Genomic DNA, 21,656 nt, shown 5'->3' on the forward strand with positions numbered 1-21,656 from the left:
GGCCTCGGTGGCCGTTGGTCTGGTCGTGGGGAAACGACAGTCGCGGCCGTGGATCGTGTCGGATGAACTGTGGTCGCTCATGGAGCCCTTGCTGCCCGATCCGGGTCCGAAGCTGGTCGAGGGCAGACCGCGGATCCCTGACCGGCAGGCGCTGCGCGGGATCCTGTTCGTGCTGCACACCGGCATCCAGTGGGAGTACCTGCCCCAGGAGCTGGGCTTCGGCTCGGGCATGACCTGCTGGCGGCGCCTGGCCGCGTGGAAGCAAGCCGGGGTGTGGGACGAACTGGATCTGGTGCTGCTGAGGAAGCTGCGGGCCGCGAAGAAGCTGGACTGGTTGCGGGTGGTGATCGACTCCTCCCACGTCAGGGCGGCCCGGCGCGGCCCCAAAGCGGGCCCAGCCCGGTCGACCGCGCACGGCCGGGCAGCAAGCACCACGTCCTCACCGACGGCCAGGGCATCCCGCTCGCGGTGTCGCTGACCAGTGGAAACCGCAACGACGTCACGCAGTTGCTGTCCTTGCTGGACAACGTCCCCGCTGTGGTGGGCGCCGTCGGCCGGCCCAGACGCAGACCCGACGCGCTTCTCGCCGATCGCGGTTACGACCACGACAAGTACCGGCGCCTGCTGTGGCAGCGCGGCATCTGCCCGGTCATCGCCGAACGAGGCGTGAAACACGGCTCCGGCCTGGGCGTTTTCCGCTGGGTGGTCGAGCCCACGATCGCCTGGCTGCACGGCTTCCGCCGCCCGCGGATCCGCTGGGAACGACGCGACGACATCCACGAAGCCTTCCTCGGCCTCGCGACCTGCCTGATCACCCACCGACCTCTGAGGCGGCCGCGATGCGGGCACTCGACTGCCTCACCCCGGCCCCGCCCCGCGCCGTCCCCGCACCCTGCGGGGGCTGATCGGCGCCCGCAACAGGCCGACTCACCATCAGGTTCCGCCGTCCCAGCCCAGCTTGGTGGCCGCCGGTTGTGCGCGTCACTCACTCAGAGGTCCTCGACGGCCGGGGCCACGGTGTTGGCGCAGCACAGCACGTCCCGACGTATCAAGGCGGACGGCTGGTGCAGGTCCGTCGACGTGCGCACGAGGAAACTCATGGACTCTCCCGCCGGCAGGGAGACGAGCATGTCGTCCACGACCGCGTCGGGCGCGACCTTGTCGACCAGCAGGGCGATGTCGCGCACGTAGGAGGTGGCTCGCACGTCGATCCGGTAGCCACCGGCCACCGGCAGGACGCGGGCGGTGAACGGAGCCGGGTCGTAGTCGAGGTCGCGGTCCTCGCCGAACAGGTGGTGGGCGCGGGCATCGCCTACGGCTGTGACCAGTACTTCGCTGCGCGGGTTGGCGGGCTTGAGCAGGTCGTCGGCCAGGTCCAGCTGGGCGGTGGACCGGGGTGGCACGCTGAGTGGCAATTCGGCGGTGGCCAGCACCTCGCCGGCGAAGGTCTGTCTCGTCGCGAGCGCGGTACCCGTCCACGGTTGGTCGTGGTCGTTCACCGCGACCAGTGTGGGCCTGCCGTCGCGTGGTTGCACGGTGAGCAGACGCGGCGCGAACGCCTGCTTGATCGCGTAGTAGAGGGGTTTGGCTCGTTCGTCGCTGTCCACCGCGGCCCAGGAGACGGCCGGCCAGCAGTCGTTGAGCTGCCAGACGAGTGCCCCGGCGGTGCGTGGCCACCACGAGCGGAAGTGTTCGATGCCGAACCTGACGGCGCGGGCCTGGTTGAGCTGGGTCGCCCAGTGCCACCGCTCCAGGTCGGCCGGGACCGGCAGGTGAGGCTCCAGACCGCGGTGCAGTTTGCCGTTGCCGTCTTCGGCTTTCTGGTGGAGCAGGAGCGCGGGTGAGGTGGGTGTCATTGGCTCGTCGTGGATCCAGCGCTGGAGAGTCGTCCAGGTGGGCGGGCCCTGGAAGCCGAACTCGGCGCAGAACCGCGGCACATGCTGGCGGTAGTGGGTGTAGTCGACCGCGTTCCACACATCCCATTCGTGGCGGGTGCCGTGATGGGCGTCGTTCGGTGGCAGGTCGCCGGGGCTGTAAGGGCTGCCGGGTGCGTAGGGGCGGGTGGGGTCGAGTTCGGCGACGAGCCCGGGCAGCAGCTCGGTGTAGTAGCCGAGCCCCCAGCTGCGCCCCTTCAGGCCGTCCTGCCAGCCCCAGTCTGTGTAGGCGGGAAGGTTTTCGTTGTTGCCGTTCCACAGTACGAGCGACGGGTGGGTCACGAGCCGGGTGATGTTCTCCCGGGCCTCGGCCTCGACCTCGTGGCGCAGGGGCTCCTCCTCGGCGTAGAAGGCGCAGGCGAAGGGAAAGTCCTGCCAGACCAGCACACCGCGTTCGTCGCAGGCGTCGTAGAAGTCGTCGGTCTCGTAGATGCCGCCACCCCAGACCCTCAGCATGTTCATGTTCGCGTCGACGGCCTGGTCGATCCGGCGTGCCGTCCGCTGCGGAGTGATGCGGGTGAGGAAGTGGTCGTCCGGGATCCAGTTGGCGCCCTTGGCGAAGACCCGTTTGCCGTTGACGACGAAGGTGAATGGCGTACCGATCTCGTCCGGCTCGGTATCCACGGTGACGGTGCGGAACCCGATCCGGTGCTGGCTCGTGTCGACGGGCTCCCCGTCGGCCAGAAGCGTGACGGTCAGGTCGTACAGCGGCTGGTCGCCGTAGCCCAGCGGCCACCACAGCCGGGCGTTCGGCACGAGGACGGTGGCACGCGCGGCGGTGCCGCGGACCGCTGTCCGTACCTGGTCGTCGCCGATCGTGACGGCCACGGTGTACTCGCGGTCGTCGGCGCTGTCCACGTCCACGTGTACGTCGACGCGGCCGCTACCGTCGGGGTCTACGGTGACGAGCGGGCGCACCTGGGCCAGGCGCCCGGCCGTCCACCGCTCCAGCCGCACGGGTTTCCAGATACCGGCGGTCTGCAGGTCCGGTCCCCAGTCCCAACCAAAAGAGCACGCCATCTTCCGGATGGCGTTGTACGGGTGGGGGTAGGCACGCTGGCGCCAGCCGAGCCTGGCCTCCGCCTCTTCGGCGTGGGTGAGCGCTGATCTCAGCGACACGGTCAGCTCGTTGACGCCCTCGCGCAGCGACCCACGGACGTCGTACCGGTAGCTGCGGTGCATGTTGGCGGTGTGCCCGAGTACGTCGCCGTTCAGCTCGACGGTGGCGATTGTGTCGATGCCTTCGAAGACGAGATCTGTTCGCTCGCCGGGTCGCGGCCCTGAGGCTTCGAATGTAGTCGTGTACTGCCAGTCGACGCGATGCATCCAGGTCAGTGCCGCCTCGTTGCCATCCAGGTACGGATCCGGGATGAGGTCGGCGGCCAGCAGGTCGAGGTGGGTGCTTCCCGGCACCTGAGCTGGCACCTGCCGGTTCGCGAGGGTGTCCGTCACCTGCTCTCCCACGGCTCGCAGGCTCCAGCCGTCGTGCAACGTCATCCTGATCATCCGCGCTCTCCTCGGTGGTCGTCGGCACGGCCATGAGATGACTGCAATGCTTACGTTGGTGACTTAATTAAGTCAACAGCAGGGGATGCGAGCCGAACCTTTCGGTGCCGCAGGCGAGGCATACAACTTTGCGTCCTTAGTGTTGACGGCTTTCTTTGTCAACTTAATAATGTCCGGGCGTGCTTGCGGCATCACTGCACCATCGAGCGCCACGACGAGAGGACTTCACCATGCTGTCGACAAAACGAGGCGCGAGAACGCGTGCCGCAGCGATCTTGGTCGCCTCGACCCTGGCCGTCGCGGGATGCCAGTCGTCAGGCACGCCGAACCAGGGCAAAAGCCCGACACTGATCGCGTACACCGGGCAGGCCGGTGACTATCAGATCAACTTCAACCCGTTCGCGCCGACGGCTATCGGTGGGACGGGGACGATCTTCCAGACGCTGTTCTTCTACAACATCGTCCGCAAAGACGCCCCAACGCCATGGCTGGGCAAGGCGTTCTCCTGGAACGCGGACGGCACCAAGCTGTCGATCACCCTCCGGGACGGGGTGAAGTGGTCCGACGGTGTGCGGTTCACCGCCGCCGACGTCGTGTTCACCCTCGACATGATCACCAAGCACAAGGGGATGAACAACGAGAAGTGGTCCGACGGTGTGCGGTTCACCGCCGCCGACGTCGTGTTCACCCTCGACATGATCACCAAGCACAAGGGGATGAACAACGCCGGATACGCGGGTCACGCCACAGCGGTCGACGACACTCACGTGACCATCGCGTTCGACAAACCGTCATTCGTCGACGGCCCGTCGGTCCTGGGCAAGACCTACATCGTGCCCGAGCACAAGTGGAAGGACCTCGCCGATCCGGCCGTCGCTGTTCTGAAGGATCCGGTCGGTACCGGTCCGTACCTGCTTGATGACTTCAAGCCGCAGGCGTACACGCTGAAGGCGAACCCGACCTACTGGGGCGGGGAGCCCGCGGTGAAGAGGATCCGCTACCCCGCCCTCTCCGGCAACCAGTCCAGCGTCACCGCTCTCAAGTCCGGGCAGATCGACTGGCAGACGGGGCCGGTGCCGGGCATCAAGGACGTGACGAAGAACTACCCTGGCTACAAATCCGTCATCACACCGGTGAACCAGATCGTTCTGGACACCTGCAGCAACGCCGATCTCGGCTGCCAGGGCCCGCAGACCGACCCGGCCGTGCGTCAGGCGATCTACCACGCCATCGACCGGACCCAGCTCAACGCGCTGGCGTTCGACAACACGGCCGGTGATATCTCGCCCAGCCTCCTGCTGCCGACCCGGGACCGGGCCCTCATCTCCGGCAAGCTGCAGAACGCGATCGCGCCGACGAAGCCGGACGTGGCCGAGGCACAGCACATCCTGGAGAGCGCCGGCTACACCAAGGGTTCCGACGGGATCTACGCCAAGGACGGCAAGCCGCTGGCGCTGACGGTGAAAACCGTCTCCGGCTGGACCGACTACATCACCGCGGTGAACATGATCGGCCAGCAACTCAAGAAGGCCGGCATCAAGGTCACCCCGCAGCAGCTGTCCTGGAACGAGTTCGTCGACTCCAGGGACCGCGGCTCCTACCAGCTGATCATCGACTCTCTCTACCAGGGACCCGCGCCGGACCCGTACTACCTCTACACCTACTTCTTCAGCACCGCGCAGACCGCCAAGGTCGGCGCCAAACCCGGCTCGAACGCCAGCCGCTTCTCCGATCCGCAGATCGACCGGGCTCTCGACGCGCTCAAGCACATCAACCCCACCGACACCGCCGCGCGGCAGCCCTACCTGGAGAGCATTCAGACCCGCATCGAGCAGTCCATGCCGTACATCCCGGTGCTCACCCAGGGCACGATCAGCGTCTACCACGACGCCAAGTTCACCGGCTGGCCGACCGACAGCGACCCCTATGCCTTCCCGGCGGTCTGGCAAAGCCCCGACAGCGCGGAGGTCTACCTGCGCCTCAAGCCCGCTGGGAAGTGAGTCCAGCCCATGCGGTACTACCTGCGCAAACTCGCTTTCTATCTGGTCGCCCTGTGGGCGGCGGTGACGCTGAACTTCTTCATCCCGCGGATGATGCCGGGCGATCCGGCGGACATCCTCATGGCGAAGCTGCAACAACACGGCACCGGCGTCGACCCGTCCGCGCGCCGGGCGTACGAGCTTCTGCTCGGTACTCACACCGACGAGTCGCTGCTCAGGCAGTACATCGCGTACCTGGGCAACCTGCTGCGCGGTGACTTCGGGATCTCGGTGAGCGACTTCCCGACCCCCGTCTCGACGGTCATCGCCACCTCACTGCCCTGGACCATCGCTCTGGTCGGGATCGCGACCGTCCTGGCGGCCGTGGCTGGGATCGTGCTGGGCGTGCTCGTGGGGTGGCGGCGCGGCACCTGGCTGGACTCGCTGGTGCCGGCGACGACCGTACTGTCCGCGGTGCCGTACTTCTGGTTGGCGCTCATCCTGGTCGCCGTCCTCGGGTCGGCGCTGGGCTGGTTTCCCCTTCTGGGCGGGTACGACGTCGCCCTCACCCCCGGCCCGTACACCGACTTCATCGGCTCCGCGCTGTACCACGGCATTCTGCCCGCGGCCACCATCGTGATCTCGTCGGTCGGAGGCTGGGTGCTGGGAACGCGGAACATGATGGTCTCGGCGATGGCCGAGGACTTCGTGCTCACCGCCAAGGCGAAAGGCCTGAGCGAGCGACGCGTCATGATCCGGTACGCGGCGCGGAACGCGGTCCTGCCATCCGTCGCCGGATTCGCGATCTCCCTCGGCTTCGTCGTCGCCGGCTCGATCGTCACCGAGCAGGTCTTCGCCTACCCCGGCATCGGGTCGAAACTGCTGCAGGCGGTACAGAACAACGACTACGCGCTCATGCAGGCCATCTTCCTGGTCATCACGGTCACGGTGCTCGCCGCCAACCTCGCCGTCGACCTGCTCTACGGCCTCATCGACCCCCGCACCCGGACCGGCGGCTCCTCCTGGTAGGCCGCACTCTCGTGCGCCGCGACGGCCTGCTCGAAGCTGTCGAACTCGATCAGGACGGTGCGCTCGGCGATTCCGGCGTCGTATGCGGCGACCCGACCGCCACGGACGAGGAGCCGCCCGCCCCGAGCTGGACGGCCGGACGGGCCAGCTTGTTGTAGGCAGCCGGCTTCTCAGGGTCTGAAATGGTGCGGTAGACGCTGACCCAGTAGCTCTTGGGCATGGAACCTCCAGTGTTGGGATGAGTGCATCTGACCTACGGGTTGGTCCCGGACGAGCGTCGGCGGGCGAGAGCGAGGCTTGTCAGCGTCGTGATCGCCATGGCGCCGATGCCGACCAGCGCCGCGGTGGTGTAGGCGCTGTCGTCGGGGAAGAGGTGGCCGGGTCCGGTGCCCGCGGCGAGAATCAGGCCGCCGATGGCGCTGCCCAGGGAGTACCCGACGCTGCGGACGACGTAGTTGAAGCTCATGGCGCTCGAAGTCTCGCTCTTGGGGGTGACGGCCAGGATGACGCCGGGCATCGCGGCCGAGAAGCCGCCGACGCCGAAGCCGAGCACGCCCATCGCCGCGAACAGTTCGGCCAGGTCCGACCGGGCCGCCGCGAACAGGACGAACCCGCCGCCGACCACGACGGCGCTGCCGGCCAGGAGCAGGGGGGCGGCGATCCGCGTCCGGACCCGCGGCGTGAGCTTGCCGGCGACGAACCCCAGCACCGAGAACGGGATGAGGACCAGCCCGGCGACGAAGGTCGTCAGCCCGAAGCCGTAGCCGGCGCCGTGCGGCGTCTGCGCGTACCGGGTGATGAGCGTGAGCAGGAGGTACATGCCGATCCCGCCCACGAACATGGCGAGGTTCGCCCCGGTGACTGCCGGGTGCCGCACCGCCCGCACATCGACCAGGGGCGTCGTGCTGCGCAGCTCGATGACGGCCCAGACGCAGAGCAGCACCACCGCGACGACGGCGAGGCCCGCCGCCACGGCGAGGTGCCGGCTCCACAGATTCCGTTCACCGGCGAGGAACAGCACCAGGAGCAGCGCAGCGGCCAGGACGACCGCGCCTGCCACGTCCACGTGGGCGGAGCGGCCTTCGGGGGCTTCGGGCATGGAGCGCCACGCGGTCAGGAGGGCGGCGGCGGTGACGACCAGGCCGAGGCCGTAGGCGGCCCGTACCCCGCCGAGCTCGACGAGCAGTGCGGCCAGCGGGTAGCCGACGCCGGCCCCGATGATCGAGACCACCGAGATCAGGGCGATCACGGCCGCGCTGCGCTCCTCGGGGAGGTGGTCCCGGGCCACGCCCATCATCAGCGCCGTCAGCCCGAGCCCGACGCCCTGGGCCGCCCTGCCGGCCAGCAGCCACGCGAACGGCAGCGGCAGCACGGTGAGCGCGCTGCCGGCGACGACGACCGCCAGCGTGGCGAGGATCGTGGCCCGTCGGTGCGGGCCGGCTCCGAGCCGGCCCAGGACCGGCGTGGCGACGGCGCCGCTGAGCAGCGCGACGGTCAGCGTCCACTGCGCGCTGCCGAGCGAGACGTGGAACGAGGTCGCAACGCTGGTGATGAGCGGCGCCCCGAGGCTGGCGACCGCCGCCACGACCAGAGCGATGAACATCAGGGCGGGGACCAGCAGCCGCGCCTCGGAACGCGCCACCGGGAACGCCTTCACCGCGTCCCCACCGACCGGCTGCCCGGTCACTGCTTCAGCCCTTCGCGGTCCTGGCTTTCGAGCTCTGCCAGATGCTTCAGCGCCGGAAGGGCCGCCACCAGCGCCTCGATCTCGTCGCCGGTGAGCTCGCCGATCAACCGCTCGAACGCGTGGACGCCCGCCTGGCGCCGCGTCCGGACATAGGAGGCGCCGACCTCGGTCAGGCACACCAGCGTGACCCGCTTGTCGGATGCGTCGCCCCGCCGCTCGACCAGGCCGGACTCCTCCATCACCCGGACCAGGGCAGTCATCGCCGGCTGGGTGACGCCCTCGACCGCGGCCAGATCGGTGATGCGCCGCGGGCCGGTCCGGTCCAGGGTGGCCAGGGTGGCGGCGGACGTCAGGCTCATGTCCCGGGGCAGGCGTCTCGCGGCCCTGGTGGCCAGGCCGTAGAGGGCTGCCCCGATGGCGGCGGACGCGCCAGGAGCGGTGTCTTGACGACTCATGCTCGAAGCATAGCATTTTTATATTCATAGTTTATGGAAATGGTCGACTGGCGCGGGCGACCTCGATCCGCACCCGCGACGGCGGCCGGCCATCGCGCTCGGTGCGCGGCCGGAACCTGCCGCGCCCGTCGACCAGGAAGTGCTCGTCCAGCACCTCCGGCGCACACCAGGCCCGACATCCGTGCCAGGCTGGCAGCAAAGGAGGCGGCCTCCTGATACCTGCTGGAGACCATGCCGAAATAGAACAGCGGACCGCTCGCATTATTGATCAAAGGGCCGTCCGACCACGGACTCGCATACTCGTCCTCATCATCGGCACTCAGACCGGGCCATCGAGCCGCCAGTCCTTCGACGTACTGTCTGATACGCGGAGTCGGCGGCTCGCTCGTGCCTCCCATGAATCTGCCGTACAGATCCTCGAAGACATCAAGTGCCGCTGTGTCGTCCGCGGGCCTCGGGCCGTCCCACACAGCCAAGTCGTAGCTCATGGCCGCATTGTGCTTGTACCCGGTGACAGCCCTGACGCCAGGTGCACACACTTCAGTGTTTCATCACGGAACTGCGGACAGAGCCTTGAATCTCCCCACCTGTTGCTGAGCCGTGGGTGCTCTGTTGATCTCCCCACCCTTCGGGTGACCTTGTTCGGTCCTTTCGCGTGATGTCGCCCGGCGTGTCGAATGGCCCTGGGTGTGTCGTGAAGAGCCTGCGTGAGCTATGAGTTCGGCCTGGTCGGGGGCCTGAATACTCACGCGGGAGGAAGACGTGGACGCTCACGCTCTGCGTCGCCAGGGATGGACGATCTCGGCGATCGCACGGCACCTGGGCCGGGATCGCAAGACGATCCGCGCCTATCTGAACGGTGAGCGGGTCCCCGGTCAGCGACGCTAGGCGCCGGCTGAGATCGGGATGTCCGGCCAAGCGGAGGGCCAGCCGGTGCTCGGCGAGCTCCCGGGCCAGTTCCGACTCGTTCAGCACCCACCAGTCGTACTGCACCGTCACTTCGGACAGTCAGGGTCGGGCGCCCGCCAGCGGACGGCGGCTGCGTCCGCTTCTGCTTCACCAGGCGCTGGTGCCAGGCTGGCAGGGTGCGCGGTGAGACGATCCGGTGTTCTCGCAGGGCTCGCGGGAGGAATTGGGTCGGGACGGCGAGCAGTGTACGGTCCGGCCGGCCGGGCCCCGGCGCGGTGACCTGCTGTATCAAGGGATTCTTGGCCCATCTGCCTGACCGCAAGAGCCTGATCTCTGCGGGGGTTGGTGATCATGCCTATGGCGGTCAGAGACGTGGGTGGACGTCATCGATGGTGATGTCGATGCAGAGGAGGCGAAGACCGAGCTGGGTGGCCGCGGCTGCGTGCAGGGCGGCGCGTACCCGGTGGGCGGTGGTGGAGGCGTGCTGGCCGTAGCGGAGGCTGATGCTGACGGCCACGTGGGTGGGGTCTCCAGGGGTGGGGAAGCGGCAGCCTCGGCCGGTGGTGCCGGGGACGCTGCTGGTGGCGGCGGACAGGAGAGTGGCGGCGGCGTGTTCGGTGATGGACAGACGGTGCGGAGGTTCTGCGGGGAGCGGCAGCTTGCGGAAGCGGCGCGGTTCTTGGCGGATCCGGACCATGACACATGCGACGAAGCCCGGGGGGCGCTCGACCGGTTCGGCGGTCAGCGCGGCGGTCGCCTCACGGAGGGTGTCGATGGCGGTGCCGCTCGGCAACCGGTCCGCAGTTGGATGGTTCATCGCCATGGCGTGAGCTCCTGAGCAAGCCGGGCACGAGCGCGGTGGACGCGACCACGGACGGCATCCGGGCTGGTGTGGACGGTGTGGGCGATTTCGTTGGTGGACATGCCTTCCAGTTCTCTCAGCACCCAGCATGCGCGCTGCTCCGGGGTGAGCCGTCTGAGGGCGCGGGTCAGCGCGGCACGTAGTTCGGCGGCCACGGCCTGCTGTGCGGGGCCGGCTGTGCGGGACGGCGGCAGGGCCTCCTCTTCGAGGCTGATCTCGGGGCGCCGGGCGCGGGCGACGTTGACGGCGCGGGTCGCGGCGATGCGGTACAGCCAGGCGGCGAACGCCTGCTCCGCATGGAGTTCGTGCAGGCAGCGCCAAGCGGTGATGAAGGAGTCCTGGGCGGCGTCCTCCGCGGTGTCGGCGTCTCCCACGATGCGCAGCGCGATCCGGTACACCCGAGTGGCGTAGCGGCGCACCAGGTCCTCGAAGGCTGCGGTGTCACCGTCACGGGCGCGGGCGACAAGAATGCCGTCCTCCGCCTCGGAGGTCACCTTGTGCGAGTGCCCCGGCGGGAGGCTACGAACCACATGCGCGTGAGGTACATCCCATGACGGGCGTGAGGATCCCCGGGTCGGCTGTGTCTTTTTGAGTGATGCGGGTAATGAGCTCGCACGGAACGGAGAACGGCGCCGTGAACACACAGATGAAAGAGACGACGGTCAAGTCGAGTGAGCAGTCCGAAGGGGCCCGTTCCGTGACGGCGCGGGGGTCCGCGGAGCTGGTGAGTGAGCAGGGCAAGACGTCGGTCGCGGATGTGGTTGTGGCCAAGATCGCGGGGATGGCGACCCGTGAGGTGCCGGGCGTGTACGCGATGGGCGCCGGCGTGTCCCGTGCGCTGGGCGCGATGCGCGAGCGTCTGCCCGGAGTGGTCGGCCCCGGCATCACCCAGGGGGTCGAGGTCGAGGTGGGTGAACGCCAGGCCGCGGTCGACCTCGATGTGATCGTCGATTATGGGGTGTCCATCCCGGACCTGGCCGCGGGGGTTCGCCGCAACGTGGTCACCGCGGTGGAGAAGATGTGCGGATTGGAGGTCACCGAGGCCAACATCACTGTCGGCGACATCCACATGCCCGGTGATGAACCGGCCGAGTCGGCGGAGTCCCGCGTCCAATGACACATCCGGCACATCGCACACATCCGACACGTCCAGCCCCCGGCCGGGATACGGGCGAGGTCGGCCGACTGGCCGGCCGGATCGCCACAGCGGTGGCCGACTGCCCGGCGGTAGCGGCCCTGGCCGACGGGCCGATCGCCACCTATCTGCCGGGCAGCACCGTGGCCGGGGTCGCCGTCCGCGACACCGAGGTAAAGGTCGAGGTGGTCGCGGTCTTCGGTACGCCGCTGACCGAGGTCGCCGCACAAGTGCGGGCCGCGGTCCACGGGCTGACGCCCGGCACACAGGTGGAGGTGTGCATCGACGACATCGAACTCCCCGACAGCGCCGCCCGGGAGACGCTCAGATGAGCGCACACCCCACACCGCAGCGGCAGGCGTTCCGGGCCTGGGTGCGCCTGCACCACCCGGACGTCGGCGGCGATCCAGAGGAGTTCATCGCAGGGTTGAGCCGCTGGCGCACCGCTGTCGCGGCCCCGCGCTGTTCCGAGGGGGTGCGGGTGAGCGTGTTCCGCAGCCGGGGCGGACTCTGGCTGGCCGCCCGGTGGTGGCGGCGCCACCGGCGCCACCGGCGCCGTCGAGCGCGGCGCGTGCGCTGACGCGGTGCGGCACAAGTTCAGACGAGGGAAATGAGTGAGTGACATGGACGGAACGCAGTGGGCTACAGCGATCGGCCTGGGATTCGGGACCGCGCTGGGCTTCGCCGGAGCCTTCGGTGGCTTCACCGCTTTCTTGATCGTGCTCGTTCTCGGCGCCGTCGGACTCCTCGCGGGCCGGGCCGTGGCCGGTGAACACGATCTGAGCGGCCTGCTGGGCGGCCGGAGGCGGTCGTGACCACGGATTTGGTGCCGACACCACCGGCGGCGCTCGGGCCGCCGGAGACCCGCGGGCACACTGAGATCGCCGATCGGGTGCTGGAACGGATCGCCGTGCGCGCCGTCACCGAAGTGGACCAGGCCGGCGGGGCGCCGCGGCGCCTGCTCGGGGTGCCGCTCGGGCGTGCCAAGGCCCCGCCCGCCCCTCGGGCCACGGCCCACGTGGACGGGCACCTGGCCACCGTGGCGATGACGGTGTCGGTGGCATACCCGGCGCCGATCCGGCAGGTGAGCCGCCGCGTGCGGGAGCGCGTCGCTGCCCGCATCGGCGAGCTGACCGGCCTGGACGTGCGCGAGGTCGACATCGACGTCGCCCGCCTCACCCATACGGCCGCTCCCCGCACCACCGTGGACCACGAAGCGCCGTCCGTGCCCCCGCAGGCGGTCGACCGACAGCGCCGACGGGCAGCGATACGTGCCTTCCGGCCCAGGCGGACCCTCCCGGCCGTCCTGATCGCAGCCCTGCTGGCCGCCGTCGTGCTCCTGGCCGCCATCCAGGTCGTCGCGAGCCTGATCAACCGCGACGCACAGGTGCTGCCGGTGACATGGCTGACCCGGGCAGGCCGCGATCTGCGGTGGGACGATCCCGCCGTGCTCGCCGCAGCCGCCGCGATCCTCGCCGTCGGGGTACTGCTGGTCGCGCTGGCGCTGGCGCCCGGCCGTCCCCGGATGATCGCCCTGCGGTCCGAGGATCCCCACACAACGGTCGGCATCACCCGCGCCGGGCTGCGCCGCTGTCTGACCGCCGCCGTCGGCGGCCTGGACGGCATCGACCGCGCACACGTACGACTGCGCCGGAGGCGGGTACACGTGAACGCCGACAGCCCGCTGCACGACGTCGGCGACCTCCCCCAGCGGGTCCGGCAGGCCGTCACCGACCGCCTCGACGAACTGTCACCCATGAGACCACTTCACGTCCGCACCACCGTACGAGGACGAGAGGAGTGAGCCCGATGCGCCGCCCCACCGCCCGCGCCAACCGCATCGCGCTCCTCGCGGTCGGCCTCGTGCTCACTGCGGGCGGCGCCGCCGCACTCGCCCGCGGCCTCGACCTTCGCCCCGGTCTGCTCGGGGCATCCCACGCTCCACTGATCGACGAGCAGGCTCGCCGCTACGCCGCGGACCACTGGTGGTTCTGGGCCGCCGTCGCCGCGTGCGCCGCCCTGCTCGCACTCCTCGCACTGTGGTGGCTCGCCGCCCAGGCCCACACCGACGCCATCCACCACATCAATGCCGAGCCCGACCCTCGCCACGGCGCCACGCACCTGTCCGCCCGGGCCGCCACCGAAGCACTCGAGGAGGACCTGACCGCCAGCCCCTACGTGCGACGGGCCAAGGCCACCCTTACCGGCGCCGCCACCGTTCCACGACTGACGCTGACCGTCACCCTCACCGCCTACACCGACCCAGGCGCCGCGAACCGGCACATCCACCAGGCACTGGCTCAACTCCGCCACGCCCTCGAAAGCGACCGCCTCACTGCCACCACCCGCATCCACATCGCTCCAGCCGACCACTGAGTACCAGCCCTGGCCCGCGATGCGGGCCGGTTGCCTTAGGCGCGGCCACGTATCGGCTTCAGAGTTCGTCCGTCTGGGTGCGGTCGTCCGCGGAGGATCGGCTGGCCACCAGCCAGGATCACGCCGGCTCTACCGCGCGGGTGTCCACGTCCGGGGCGCGGGCTGCGACCGCGATCACGTGGGCGTCGTGGGCGTCGGTCTTGGCCTCGCCGGGGTAGAGGTCGGCGATCCGCCGCATCTGTGCTTGCCGGAAATCCCATCCGTGCAGGTCATGCGGCATGTCGGTAGGCGTGGAGGATGCCGCCGAGGCGATCGCGTCTTCGTATGTCGAGGCGGCGATTTGGTCCGGATCGGTGGCCGTTTGATCGGTGCGGGTAACGGGTGCAGTGGCCGGGCGTTCGCGATGTCCTGGTGGGCCCGAGCGTTGTAGAAGTGCTCGAACCACCGGAGCGCCTGGAGCAGGTGCCGCTGGTTCCAGGTCAGTGTCCGGTCCAGCAGTTCGCGCCGGCAAGTCTGCACCCACAGTTCCGTGACCGAGCTCATTCTCGGTATCCGAACCGCTCAGAACAATGTCAATCCCGGCATCGGTAAGGACGGCATCGAACAAGGCGGGGAACTTCCCATCGCGGTCCCCGATCAGGAACCGCGCCCGGCAGCCGACATCATCAAGGTCCATGACCAGGTTCTTCGTCGCCTGCACCACCCAGGAGGTGGTCGGGTGTGCGGTGGCGCACAGGACACGGATGCGGCGGCTGCTGTGTTCGATCACCGCCAGTACGTACATCCGCGCGCCGAACAAGATGACCGTCGCAAGGAAATCGCGGGCCGGGAGGGCGTCGGCTTGGGAGCGCAGGAAGCCGGCCCATGTGCTGGAGCTCCGGCCGGGCGCTGGTTCGACGCCGGCATCCTTCAGGATCTTCCATACGGTCGAGGCGACCACCTTCACTCCGAGCACGAGCAGTTCGCCGTGAAGCCGCCTGTAGCCCCAGTTCGGATTCTCCCTCGCCAGGCGCAGTACCAGAGTCCGGATGGAGCGCACCTTACCTCGTCCGGGTGACCGCAGGCCGTTCTGACCCAACCTCGTCCAGAGTGCGCAACCCTCATCCATGTCGGGATTCCTTCAGTCTGGGTGAAGTCGTGAAGGCGTGGGTTGGCTCTGGCCGTAGTGCGCGATCTGCGCGAGTACCGGTCACCGGTGAGCGAGGAGGAGCTCGCCGAGTTCGAGTCCGATGTGCTGGCGGGGTTCGTGCTCGCGCGAGCCTCGGCCGGTCTGGTCGACAGCACGATCCGCAACGACACCAACCACCTGGAGCTGATCCGGGACTGGTTCGGCCGACCGTTGTGGGAGATGGAGCCGACCGACGCCGACATCTATTTCGGCAAGGTGCTTCGCGACGCCAAGCCGTCGACGAGGACCGGCCGGGCCGGTGCGCTGGCGGTGTACTTCCAGTTCCTTGAGCTGCGGCACAAGGTCGAGCTGCACAACCTCACCGGCCGTGTGGTCGAGTGCCCGCTGGACGAGATGAACCGGCCGCGGGCCTCGGTGGAACCGCAGCTGCGGATCCCGCCCAGCGAAGCGGAGATCGAGGAGCTGTTCGCCGGATGGCGCGAGGAGCTGGTGACCTGCCGCAAGTTCGGCCCGGCAGCCCGCAACTGCCCGAGCCGGAGCGGGTGCCGGCCCCGGCGCCAGCGGCGGACTCGCAGGCCACCGCGGTGGGCCAGCCCCGCGCCGTCGCCCCGCGTTCTCGCACGGGCAGGTCCCTGCCCCCTCGATGAACTGCGTGCACTGCGGCAAGCCGCTGCCCGAAGGATCGCGGCGAGACCGGGCGACAGCTCCTTGGCGATCCGCTCCTGGATCGAGGACCGCGCTGGTGAACTGCCCGCCGGCTTCGCCGGCGACGTCCGCGCCTGGCTGCTGGTCCTCCTCGACGGCGACAGCCGCGCCAAGCCCCGGTCCCACACCTGCCTCTACGTCTACTTCGGATGCGTCCGCCCCCATCTGGAGAACTGGGCGCCGACCCGTGGGCACCTGCGCGAGATCACCGCCGCCGACGTGACGGCCGCGCTGTCACCCCTGCGCGGATGGCAGCGTCGCAACGCCATCGCCGCACTTCGCTCACTGTTCCGCTTCGCCAAGAAGCGCGGCCTGATCTTCGCCAACCCCACCACCCGGCTCAAGACCGAAGACATCCCGCGCAGCCTGATGCCGATGACCGATGCTGAGGTCCTCGCCGTCCAGCAGATCGCCGTCACCCCGGCGCAACGGCTGATCGTCGCCCTGGCCGAAGACCCCCAACCGGCACGTTCTGATCAACGCAAAGACCGCCTTGGGAACCGAGCCCGTCAGTGCCGAATACCTCAAGCGGCACCTGCTGCACCAAGGCGTCTACCTCGAACGCATCCGCGGTGACCGGGTACTGCACGAGGCGCTGACCGTCGGCGCCGACCCGCTGCACCTCGCCCTGGTCTTCAACATGTCCCACACCGCCGCGAGCCGCTACGCGGCCATCGCCCAAAGCCTGCTCGACGAGCAGATCGAGCAGGCCGCCGAGGGTGAATGAGTATCCTGCCGATCAGCGGCGACGAACCCACCGCATTTTCGAGCCCGCCTGCCGAAGACGCCGTGGTTTCCCGATGAAAGTCCCTCAGTCACGCTGAACCCACTTTCCTGTCGCGTGGGGCTTGTCTGTGGATCTTGTGTTGAGTTGCGGGGTTGCCAGGTTCGATGAGAACGCTCGGCCCGGGATTCTCAGTGCATCTGGTTTCTGCGGAATCCACGGCGGGTTCGTGATCACCAGGGGACGACGCCGTCGTCCTCGAAGAAGGAACCGGTCGGGCCGCCGTCGGGGAGGGTGGCGAGCCGGATCGGGGTGGCTGCGCCCTGTGCGGGGGTGCGGGGTCCGTGGAAGCCTGTGAAGTCGGTCGCGACCAGGCCCGGGCAGGCGGCGTTGATGAGGATGTTGGTGCCGGCGAACTGTCGGGCGTACTGCAGGGTGAGGGCGTTGAGGAAGGATTTCGACGGTGCGTAGGCCGCCATGATGGGGCCGATCTCGGTGTCCGGGTCCGCCTGTCGGGTCAGGGAGCCGACGCTGCTGGAGACGTTGACGATGCGTGGGGAGGCGGAGCGCCGCAGCAGTGGCAGCATCGCGTTGGTGACCCGGACGACGCCCATGACGTTGGTGTCCACGACGGTGCGTAGCACTTCCGGGTCGAGCGTGGTCGGCTCCTGTAGCCATCCCGGGCCCATTTCGCCCGGGATGCCGGCATTGTTGACCAGGGCGTCCAGGCGTCCGGCCAGTCGTTCGATCAGTTCCGCGGCGGCGGTGACGCTGCGGTCGTCGGTCACGTCCAGTGGTACCCCGAACGCGTCCACGCCGGCGGCGCGCAGTTTGCCGATGGCGGTTTCGCGTCGGGTCGCGTCGCGGGCTCCCACACCGACGCGGTAGCCGAGGCTGCCCAGTCCGGCCGCGATCTCGTAGCCGATGCCCTTGTTCGCGCCGGTCACCAGCGCGGTGGTCGTTTCGCTCATGCCGATGATGTTGGCCCGTGGGCGAGTGGTGCGGCCAACACCGGTACGGTGCCCTGTCATACCCGGCGGGTATCACCGCGTATGCTGCGGCCGTGGACACCCTGGAGACCCGCGAGTTGAGGTACTTCGTGGCTGTGGCCGAGGAGTTGCACTTCGGGCGCGCCGCCGAGCGTCTCGGCATGGCCCAGCCGCCGCTGTCGCGGGCGATCCAGCAGCTCGAACGGCGCCTGGGGGTCTGTTTGCTGGAGCGCAACCGCCGTGGTGTCCGCTTGACCGGTGCCGGGGAGGTGCTGTTGCAGGAGGGCCGGGCGGCTCTCGACGCGGCCGCTGCCGCCGTCCGCCGCACCCGGCGCGCCGGGTGCGCCGACAGTCCCGGCGGCCTCCGCGGTCGGCTGGTCCTCGCGGTGAAGGCCGCCGCGTCCCACGAACTGCTGCAAAAGCTTCTCGACGCCTACGCTGCCGAGCCCGACAGTGCCGAGATCGAGGTACTGCCGTGCGGCATTCACGAGCAGGAAGAGCTGCTGCGCGACGGACGCGCCGATGTCGCGCTCATGCACACGCCGTGGAACTCCCTCACCGGGTTCGACAGCGAGGCACTGGCGGCCGAGGGGCAGGTCGCCGTCCTGCCTGCCGGGCACCCCCTCGCCGCCCGCGAGACCTTGTCCCTGGCCGATGTCAGGGACGTCCCCGGTCTGCCGCTCGCCCGCTGGCCCACCCGCGGCACCTACGCACCCGGCCCTGGCCCCGAGATCCACAACCAGACACAACTGGCCCAGCTGATCGCCCTCGGACGCACCGTGGCGGTCGTCCCCGACTCCGCCCGCTCCTGGCTGTGGGCCGAGCACGCGGCCGTTCCCTTGGCGGACGCACCTTCCGTCGTGACCCACATCGCCTGGCCCGCGCACAGCCGCTCCCTCGCCCTGGCCGGCCTGGTCCGCACGGCTATGGCCAGGTCAGAACGCGAAACAGTGTGAATCCGACGACACGGATGAGATCCGGTGAGAATTCGTCAGCTTCGGTGCGAGAGGACAGCATGAATCCCATTCCCCTGTCCTATTGGCCACACGGTGGACATCACCGGTGGGAAAAGGACAGGGGATCTGGGATCCCACAACAGCTGTAGGATCTCGCAGCCCGTGGCGCAGGCCGAGCTTCTGAACTGCGGTTTTCAAGCTGTCTCACGGCGATGGCACACGGCCCAGTCTCACGAAATGTGGCACTTCCTCGGTGACTTCGCGAGGGCGCAAGTCTGTCCCGTCGAAGTGCATCTGTCAGATGGCGAGCCGCTGACCTGGTGGGCTGTCACGTCGATTGAGAACGCTGGCCCTCAGCGTTCTCAACGGACATGGCTTTCACGGAATCGTTCTGACGGATGGGACGGTTGACTCAGCCGTCTTGCTCTTCAGCGAAGCTGCCCATGGTCTCCCTCAGGCGGCGCCGTGCTGCATCCAGACGCTCCGCGTAGTCAGCAGCAAAGATCCCGGGAAGTGCCTTGTCCAGCGTCCCTGCGAGCTTGTGGATCGGGGCCCACGCGGCTGGGTCGTCGACCAGACGGCTGAGGTCGGTCATCTGAACTCGCTCCAGCCAGTCCGAGAGGACGAGGGCTTCGTCGGGGGTGAGCTTGATGGTGATCTCAGTGTCGTCCACGAGTCGAACTTAGACCGGAGCCTCACGGAAGTCTCGTTCGCGGTAGAGACAGAAGCGCCGGTAGAGGGGGTCGTGGGTTCCGAGGATGGTGTAGATCCGCGCGAATCGTCGGCTCAGTTCGGCGGTCGTCGCCAGGTAGAGCTCCTTGGGATCGAGGGCGGTGGTGGGCGGGTCGAGGATCAGGTGCGTCAGCACCACGATTTCGGGGAACGCCGCGAGGTGGCTGCGGTCCTCAGCCGAGATCTTCTTGCTGACGGCGAGGGCTTCGATTCGGTCAAGACGATCGGTCCACTCCTTTCCGAGATCGATCGGCATTCCGGACGTCTGCCGGTGGCGGCGGGCGAGCTGGTCGAGTCGGCGCTGGGCCTCGATGACTTCGGGTAGGACGCCGAGCGGGATGTCGTGAGTGGAGCGGGTCCAGAAGTGATGCCGCGGGCAGAGGTGGACGTGGGCGGGCGAGAGGGTGATGACCACGGAAGCGGTGGGACTGCGACGGGCTGTGCAGCAGCGGCAGGGGCGGCTGGTCAGCTGTTCCGTTCGCTGCCCGGGACCGTGTGGGCTGAGGAAGTCGGCGAGCGCGGGCAGGGCCCGGGCGAGCTGGGACGTTGGGCGCCCGGAGAGTGTGGCCAGACGGCCGGGGGAGTGGGGATTCCAGCCTGCAGTGGTGTTGCTGAGCTGGGAGAACTCCGGCGGCAGCAGGCCCAGGAGGCGGGCGAGGAAGCCTGCGGGACGGTTGTTGGCGACGGCCAGGCGGTGGAGATAGGAACCGAGGGTCTCGTTGTGGACGGGGCCGAGAGCGATGGGTGGCTGGCGGAGTTGGTCAGGCTGCGCCGGCATCCGGCCTCCGGCGGCGGCGGGGGCGATGGTTGCGGCGGTGTTCCTGGCGGGCGTCCTCGGCGGTCTGGTCGACCTCGACGGTCTCCAGAGTCTTGCGGGTGATGGCCTCGCTGCCGTTGATGATGGCCTCAAGAGCGGCGCCGCGGACGAGTTGGGAGAGGCTGCCGATCGCGCCGTCGGTGCGTTCGTGGAGGTAGCCGTCGAGTTTGACCAGGCTGCCGGGCTTGTGCCGGTGAAGTCGTAGGGCGTCTTCGAGTGAGGCGATCAGGTTCCGCCAGTTCTGCCGTTGTGCGGTGGTGCCGTAGGCGAACGGTTCGGTGTCGGTGACGGTGTATCGGCCGGCGATCTGCTGGCCTCGGACACCGCTGAACAGGCCGCTCGCGGCGACGTCGATGCCTGCGAGGACGAAGGTGGCGGGGATCCGCTCGGACAGGTATTTGAGCTGGTCGGAGGCTTCGGCTCCGGCCTGGGTGGCGAGGTTGAGGTTGTGGATCTCGTCGACGAGTGCGAGCTCGACGCGCATTTTGATCAGCAGGTCGCAGACGGCGTTGGTGATAGAGGTTTGGGTCTCTTGCCGGACGACCGGGAGGCCGAGGAACCGGGCGAACTCGATGGCGAGCATCTTGGGGGTGGCCCGGGGCGGGACGGTGACGTAGACGACCGGCAGCCGTCCCGCGGCGGCCGGGCCGAGTCGTTTGCGGACCAGGAGTTCATGGTTGCGGCCGAGCTGGGCGATGGCGGTCGTCTTGCCGGTCCCGGCCTGGCCGGTGACGATCAGCCCGCGGCGGCCGGAGATCTGGTGCCGGTTGAGCAGGACCAGGCGCCGTCCGGTGGTGAACACGTTGCGGACGGTGGGAGTGGCCACGATCACGAGCCGGGAGTGGTAGTCCAGCCGGGGCTCGTTGTAAGCGAGCCGCTTCTCCTCGTTGAGGGCCTTGAAGGCACGGAGCGAGAGTCAAGCTGAACGACGTGCGGAAACTCGGCCTGCCTGACGAGTTGTTCGCGGACTGTTCGGAGAAGCTGCTGGCCGCGTGGCGGGCGCGGGCGATCAAGATGTATCCCTCGGACTTCCGGGACACCGCCGAGGTCGTACGGATCACGCTGCTTGCGGCGCTGTGCTCGTCCCGGCAGGCGGAGATCACCGATGCCCTGGTGGATCTGCTGGTCGCCCTGGTGCGGAAGATCAATGCCCGTGCCGCCGGGTGGAGAGGCAGCTGACCGCGGAGCTGAAGAAGGTCCGTGGCAAGGAGGGCATCCTCTTCAGGCACGCCAACGCCGCGATCGGCAAGCCGGACGAGATCGTGCGCACGGCTCTGTACCCGGTCGTCGGCGAGAAGACGCTGCGCGACCTGGTCGCCGAGGCGAAGGCGAACGAGAAGGTCTGCATTGACGCGGTTCTCGTACTCGCGGCGGGCCTTGCGCTGGGCGGGGACCACCCCGACGCCCTCGAAGGCCTGGCAGCGGTCGAGGAGTTGGCGGTGCACCGCGGGCACGGCGGTGACACGGAGGGTGTAGCCCGTGCCGCGTCGTACGGCCTGGCCGTGGTCGAGCGCGGCCCGCTCGGCGTCGTCCAGCTCGGCGGCGCGGAGGAAGTCGGCGATCTTGCCGGGCATGTCGAGGGTGACGGGCAGTTCCGGGGCCGAGGCGCTCTCGTCGGTGGCGACGTGCTCGGGCATGAGGTCGGCGACGGCGGTACGCACAGCACCGCGGCTGACGTGGTGCTCGCGGGCCAGGGCGGCGATGGCCTGGCCATCGAGGTAGGCGGCGCGCA

General features: G+C 68.9%; 23 protein-coding genes and 3 pseudogenes. 14 read left to right on the forward strand and 12 right to left on the reverse strand.

The window, feature by feature from the left end; genetic code table 11:
- Positions 1 to 79: 79 nt before the first annotated feature.
- Positions 80 to 834 (forward strand): annotated as a pseudogene (locus PV419_RS33440) (IS5 family transposase); the annotation flags it as partial.
- A gap of 155 nt (positions 835 to 989) precedes the next feature.
- Here PV419_RS33440 and PV419_RS33445 read toward each other — a convergent pair.
- Entirely contained in the window at positions 990 to 3,440 is a 2,451-nt protein-coding gene (locus tag PV419_RS33445; RefSeq protein WP_319695347.1) for a glycosyl hydrolase 2 galactose-binding domain-containing protein, read from the reverse strand.
- Between the two features lie 275 nt (positions 3,441 to 3,715).
- Between PV419_RS33445 and PV419_RS33450 the strand changes: the two genes are divergently transcribed.
- Complete coding sequence (locus PV419_RS33450) at positions 3,716 to 5,440, forward strand: ABC transporter substrate-binding protein (RefSeq protein ID WP_319695348.1); 1,725 nt, start codon at positions 3,716 to 3,718, stop codon at positions 5,438 to 5,440.
- A gap of 9 nt (positions 5,441 to 5,449) precedes the next feature.
- The gene (locus PV419_RS33455) at positions 5,450 to 6,448 is read left to right on the forward strand and encodes an ABC transporter permease (RefSeq protein WP_319695350.1); all 999 of its coding nucleotides are present in this window, start codon (positions 5,450 to 5,452) and stop codon (positions 6,446 to 6,448) included.
- On the opposite strand, the pseudogene PV419_RS33460 reads toward PV419_RS33455, so the two are convergent.
- The 4 genes and pseudogenes from PV419_RS33460 to PV419_RS33475 all read right to left on the reverse strand — a co-directional run bounded on the left by PV419_RS33460 (position 6,400) and on the right by PV419_RS33475 (position 9,078).
- Positions 6,400 to 6,668 (reverse strand): annotated as a pseudogene (locus tag PV419_RS33460) (DUF1330 domain-containing protein). The gene PV419_RS33455 and the pseudogene PV419_RS33460 overlap by 49 nt on opposite strands.
- A gap of 33 nt (positions 6,669 to 6,701) precedes the next feature.
- Entirely contained in the window at positions 6,702 to 8,135 is a 1,434-nt protein-coding gene (locus PV419_RS33465) for an MFS transporter (RefSeq protein WP_319695352.1), read from the reverse strand.
- Positions 8,132 to 8,494: a MarR family winged helix-turn-helix transcriptional regulator gene (locus PV419_RS33470; protein WP_319695448.1), complete on the reverse strand. Its 363-nt coding sequence runs from the start codon at positions 8,492 to 8,494 to the stop codon at positions 8,132 to 8,134. The genes PV419_RS33465 and PV419_RS33470 overlap by 4 nt, the downstream gene beginning before the upstream one ends.
- Positions 8,495 to 8,586: 92 nt before the next feature.
- Complete coding sequence (locus PV419_RS33475) at positions 8,587 to 9,078, reverse strand: hypothetical protein (protein ID WP_319695355.1); 492 nt, start codon at positions 9,076 to 9,078, stop codon at positions 8,587 to 8,589.
- 274 nt (positions 9,079 to 9,352) lie between these two features.
- On the opposite strand from PV419_RS33475, the gene PV419_RS33480 reads away from it, so the two are divergent.
- Entirely contained in the window at positions 9,353 to 9,478 is a 126-nt protein-coding gene (locus tag PV419_RS33480) for a helix-turn-helix domain-containing protein (protein WP_415925426.1), read from the forward strand.
- A 385-nt stretch (positions 9,479 to 9,863) separates the two neighbouring features.
- Here PV419_RS33480 and PV419_RS33485 read toward each other — a convergent pair whose 3' ends face one another.
- Both PV419_RS33485 and PV419_RS33490 read right to left on the reverse strand, forming a co-directional pair.
- Positions 9,864 to 10,322: a hypothetical protein gene (locus PV419_RS33485; protein WP_319695357.1), complete on the reverse strand. Its 459-nt coding sequence runs from the start codon at positions 10,320 to 10,322 to the stop codon at positions 9,864 to 9,866.
- Positions 10,313 to 10,855 (reverse strand): RNA polymerase sigma factor, encoded by a 543-nt coding sequence (locus PV419_RS33490; RefSeq protein WP_319695359.1) that lies wholly within the window; start codon positions 10,853 to 10,855, stop codon positions 10,313 to 10,315. Before PV419_RS33490 ends, PV419_RS33485 begins: the two co-directional genes overlap by 10 nt.
- Positions 10,856 to 11,007: 152 nt before the next feature.
- Between PV419_RS33490 and PV419_RS33495 the strand changes: the two genes are divergently transcribed.
- The 6 genes from PV419_RS33495 to PV419_RS33520 are packed head-to-tail and all read left to right on the forward strand — an operon-like array spanning position 11,008 to position 13,872.
- Positions 11,008 to 11,478 carry an Asp23/Gls24 family envelope stress response protein gene (locus tag PV419_RS33495; protein ID WP_415925433.1) on the forward strand — a complete coding sequence of 157 codons (471 nt, stop codon included), beginning with the start codon at positions 11,008 to 11,010 and terminating at the stop codon, positions 11,476 to 11,478.
- On the forward strand, positions 11,475 to 11,828 hold the full coding sequence (locus tag PV419_RS33500; protein ID WP_319695363.1) for a hypothetical protein: 354 nt from the start codon (positions 11,475 to 11,477) through the stop codon (positions 11,826 to 11,828). The genes PV419_RS33495 and PV419_RS33500 overlap by 4 nt, the downstream gene beginning before the upstream one ends.
- Positions 11,825 to 12,076 carry a hypothetical protein gene (locus tag PV419_RS33505; RefSeq protein ID WP_319695365.1) on the forward strand — a complete coding sequence of 84 codons (252 nt, stop codon included), beginning with the start codon at positions 11,825 to 11,827 and terminating at the stop codon, positions 12,074 to 12,076. Before PV419_RS33500 ends, PV419_RS33505 begins: the two co-directional genes overlap by 4 nt.
- Positions 12,077 to 12,119: 43 nt before the next feature.
- Positions 12,120 to 12,311: a hypothetical protein gene (locus tag PV419_RS33510; protein WP_319695366.1), complete on the forward strand. Its 192-nt coding sequence runs from the start codon at positions 12,120 to 12,122 to the stop codon at positions 12,309 to 12,311.
- Complete coding sequence (locus PV419_RS33515) at positions 12,308 to 13,300, forward strand: DUF6286 domain-containing protein (RefSeq protein WP_319695368.1); 993 nt, start codon at positions 12,308 to 12,310, stop codon at positions 13,298 to 13,300. Before PV419_RS33510 ends, PV419_RS33515 begins: the two co-directional genes overlap by 4 nt.
- Positions 13,301 to 13,305: 5 nt before the next feature.
- On the forward strand, positions 13,306 to 13,872 hold the full coding sequence (locus tag PV419_RS33520) for a hypothetical protein (protein WP_319695370.1): 567 nt from the start codon (positions 13,306 to 13,308) through the stop codon (positions 13,870 to 13,872).
- Positions 13,873 to 13,999: 127 nt separating this feature from the next.
- Here the strand turns inward: PV419_RS33520 and PV419_RS53460 are convergent.
- A pseudogene (locus PV419_RS53460) lies at positions 14,000 to 14,110 on the reverse strand (IS110 family transposase); the annotation flags it as partial.
- A gap of 912 nt (positions 14,111 to 15,022) precedes the next feature.
- Between PV419_RS53460 and PV419_RS33530 the strand changes: the two are divergent.
- A complete protein-coding gene (locus PV419_RS33530; protein ID WP_319695372.1) occupies positions 15,023 to 16,282 on the forward strand; it encodes a hypothetical protein in 1,260 nt (419 codons plus the stop codon).
- Entirely contained in the window at positions 16,200 to 16,433 is a 234-nt protein-coding gene (locus PV419_RS33535; RefSeq protein ID WP_319695374.1) for a hypothetical protein, read from the forward strand. Before PV419_RS33530 ends, PV419_RS33535 begins: the two co-directional genes overlap by 83 nt.
- A gap of 230 nt (positions 16,434 to 16,663) precedes the next feature.
- Here the strand turns inward: PV419_RS33535 and PV419_RS33540 are convergent, their stop codons facing one another.
- Positions 16,664 to 17,401, reverse strand: coding sequence for an SDR family oxidoreductase (locus tag PV419_RS33540; RefSeq protein ID WP_319695376.1), 738 nt, complete (start codon positions 17,399 to 17,401; stop codon positions 16,664 to 16,666).
- Between the two features lie 92 nt (positions 17,402 to 17,493).
- Between PV419_RS33540 and PV419_RS33545 the strand changes: the two genes are divergently transcribed.
- On the forward strand, positions 17,494 to 18,375 hold the full coding sequence (locus tag PV419_RS33545; RefSeq protein ID WP_319695378.1) for a LysR family transcriptional regulator: 882 nt from the start codon (positions 17,494 to 17,496) through the stop codon (positions 18,373 to 18,375).
- A gap of 412 nt (positions 18,376 to 18,787) precedes the next feature.
- On the opposite strand, the gene PV419_RS33550 is transcribed toward PV419_RS33545, so the two are convergent.
- The 3 genes from PV419_RS33550 to PV419_RS33560 are packed head-to-tail and all read right to left on the reverse strand — an operon-like array spanning position 18,788 to position 20,750.
- Positions 18,788 to 19,048 carry a hypothetical protein gene (locus tag PV419_RS33550; RefSeq protein WP_319695380.1) on the reverse strand — a complete coding sequence of 87 codons (261 nt, stop codon included), beginning with the start codon at positions 19,046 to 19,048 and terminating at the stop codon, positions 18,788 to 18,790.
- 9 nt (positions 19,049 to 19,057) lie between these two features.
- Positions 19,058 to 19,885, reverse strand: coding sequence for a TniQ family protein (locus tag PV419_RS33555; protein WP_319695382.1), 828 nt, complete (start codon positions 19,883 to 19,885; stop codon positions 19,058 to 19,060).
- Positions 19,869 to 20,750, reverse strand: coding sequence for an ATP-binding protein (locus tag PV419_RS33560; protein ID WP_319695384.1), 882 nt, complete (start codon positions 20,748 to 20,750; stop codon positions 19,869 to 19,871). The genes PV419_RS33555 and PV419_RS33560 overlap by 17 nt, the downstream gene beginning before the upstream one ends.
- Before the next feature lie 104 nt (positions 20,751 to 20,854).
- On the opposite strand from PV419_RS33560, the gene PV419_RS33565 reads away from it, so the two are divergent.
- A complete protein-coding gene (locus PV419_RS33565) occupies positions 20,855 to 21,103 on the forward strand; it encodes a hypothetical protein (RefSeq protein ID WP_319695457.1) in 249 nt (82 codons plus the stop codon).
- The last annotated feature ends 553 nt before the right edge of the window (positions 21,104 to 21,656 follow it).

The sequence above is a fragment of the Streptomyces sp. ME19-01-6 genome, assembly GCF_033793745.1.
In the GTDB taxonomy this organism is placed as follows: domain Bacteria; phylum Actinomycetota; class Actinomycetes; order Streptomycetales; family Streptomycetaceae; genus Streptomyces.

Excerpts from the sequence above, each read along its gene's own strand:
- PV419_RS33520 (WP_319695370.1), top strand. The coding sequence starts at position 13,306 with ATGCGCCGCCCCACCGCCCGCGCCAACCGCATCGCGCTCCTCGCGGTC.
- PV419_RS33470 (WP_319695448.1), bottom strand. The coding sequence starts at position 8,494 with ATGAGCCTGACGTCCGCCGCCACCCTGGCCACCCTGGACCGGACCGGC.
- PV419_RS33445 (WP_319695347.1), bottom strand. The coding sequence starts at position 3,440 with ATGATCAGGATGACGTTGCACGACGGCTGGAGCCTGCGAGCCGTGGGA.
- PV419_RS33485 (WP_319695357.1), bottom strand. The coding sequence starts at position 10,322 with ATGGCGATGAACCATCCAACTGCGGACCGGTTGCCGAGCGGCACCGCC.
- PV419_RS33500 (WP_319695363.1), top strand. The coding sequence starts at position 11,475 with ATGACACATCCGGCACATCGCACACATCCGACACGTCCAGCCCCCGGC.
- PV419_RS33475 (WP_319695355.1), bottom strand. The coding sequence starts at position 9,078 with ATGAGCTACGACTTGGCTGTGTGGGACGGCCCGAGGCCCGCGGACGAC.
- PV419_RS33495 (WP_415925433.1), top strand. The coding sequence starts at position 11,008 with ATGAAAGAGACGACGGTCAAGTCGAGTGAGCAGTCCGAAGGGGCCCGT.
- PV419_RS33455 (WP_319695350.1), top strand. The coding sequence starts at position 5,450 with ATGCGGTACTACCTGCGCAAACTCGCTTTCTATCTGGTCGCCCTGTGG.
- PV419_RS33540 (WP_319695376.1), bottom strand. The coding sequence starts at position 17,401 with ATGAGCGAAACGACCACCGCGCTGGTGACCGGCGCGAACAAGGGCATC.
- PV419_RS33505 (WP_319695365.1), top strand. The coding sequence starts at position 11,825 with ATGAGCGCACACCCCACACCGCAGCGGCAGGCGTTCCGGGCCTGGGTG.
- PV419_RS33510 (WP_319695366.1), top strand. The coding sequence starts at position 12,120 with ATGGACGGAACGCAGTGGGCTACAGCGATCGGCCTGGGATTCGGGACC.
- PV419_RS33555 (WP_319695382.1), bottom strand. The coding sequence starts at position 19,885 with ATGCCGGCGCAGCCTGACCAACTCCGCCAGCCACCCATCGCTCTCGGC.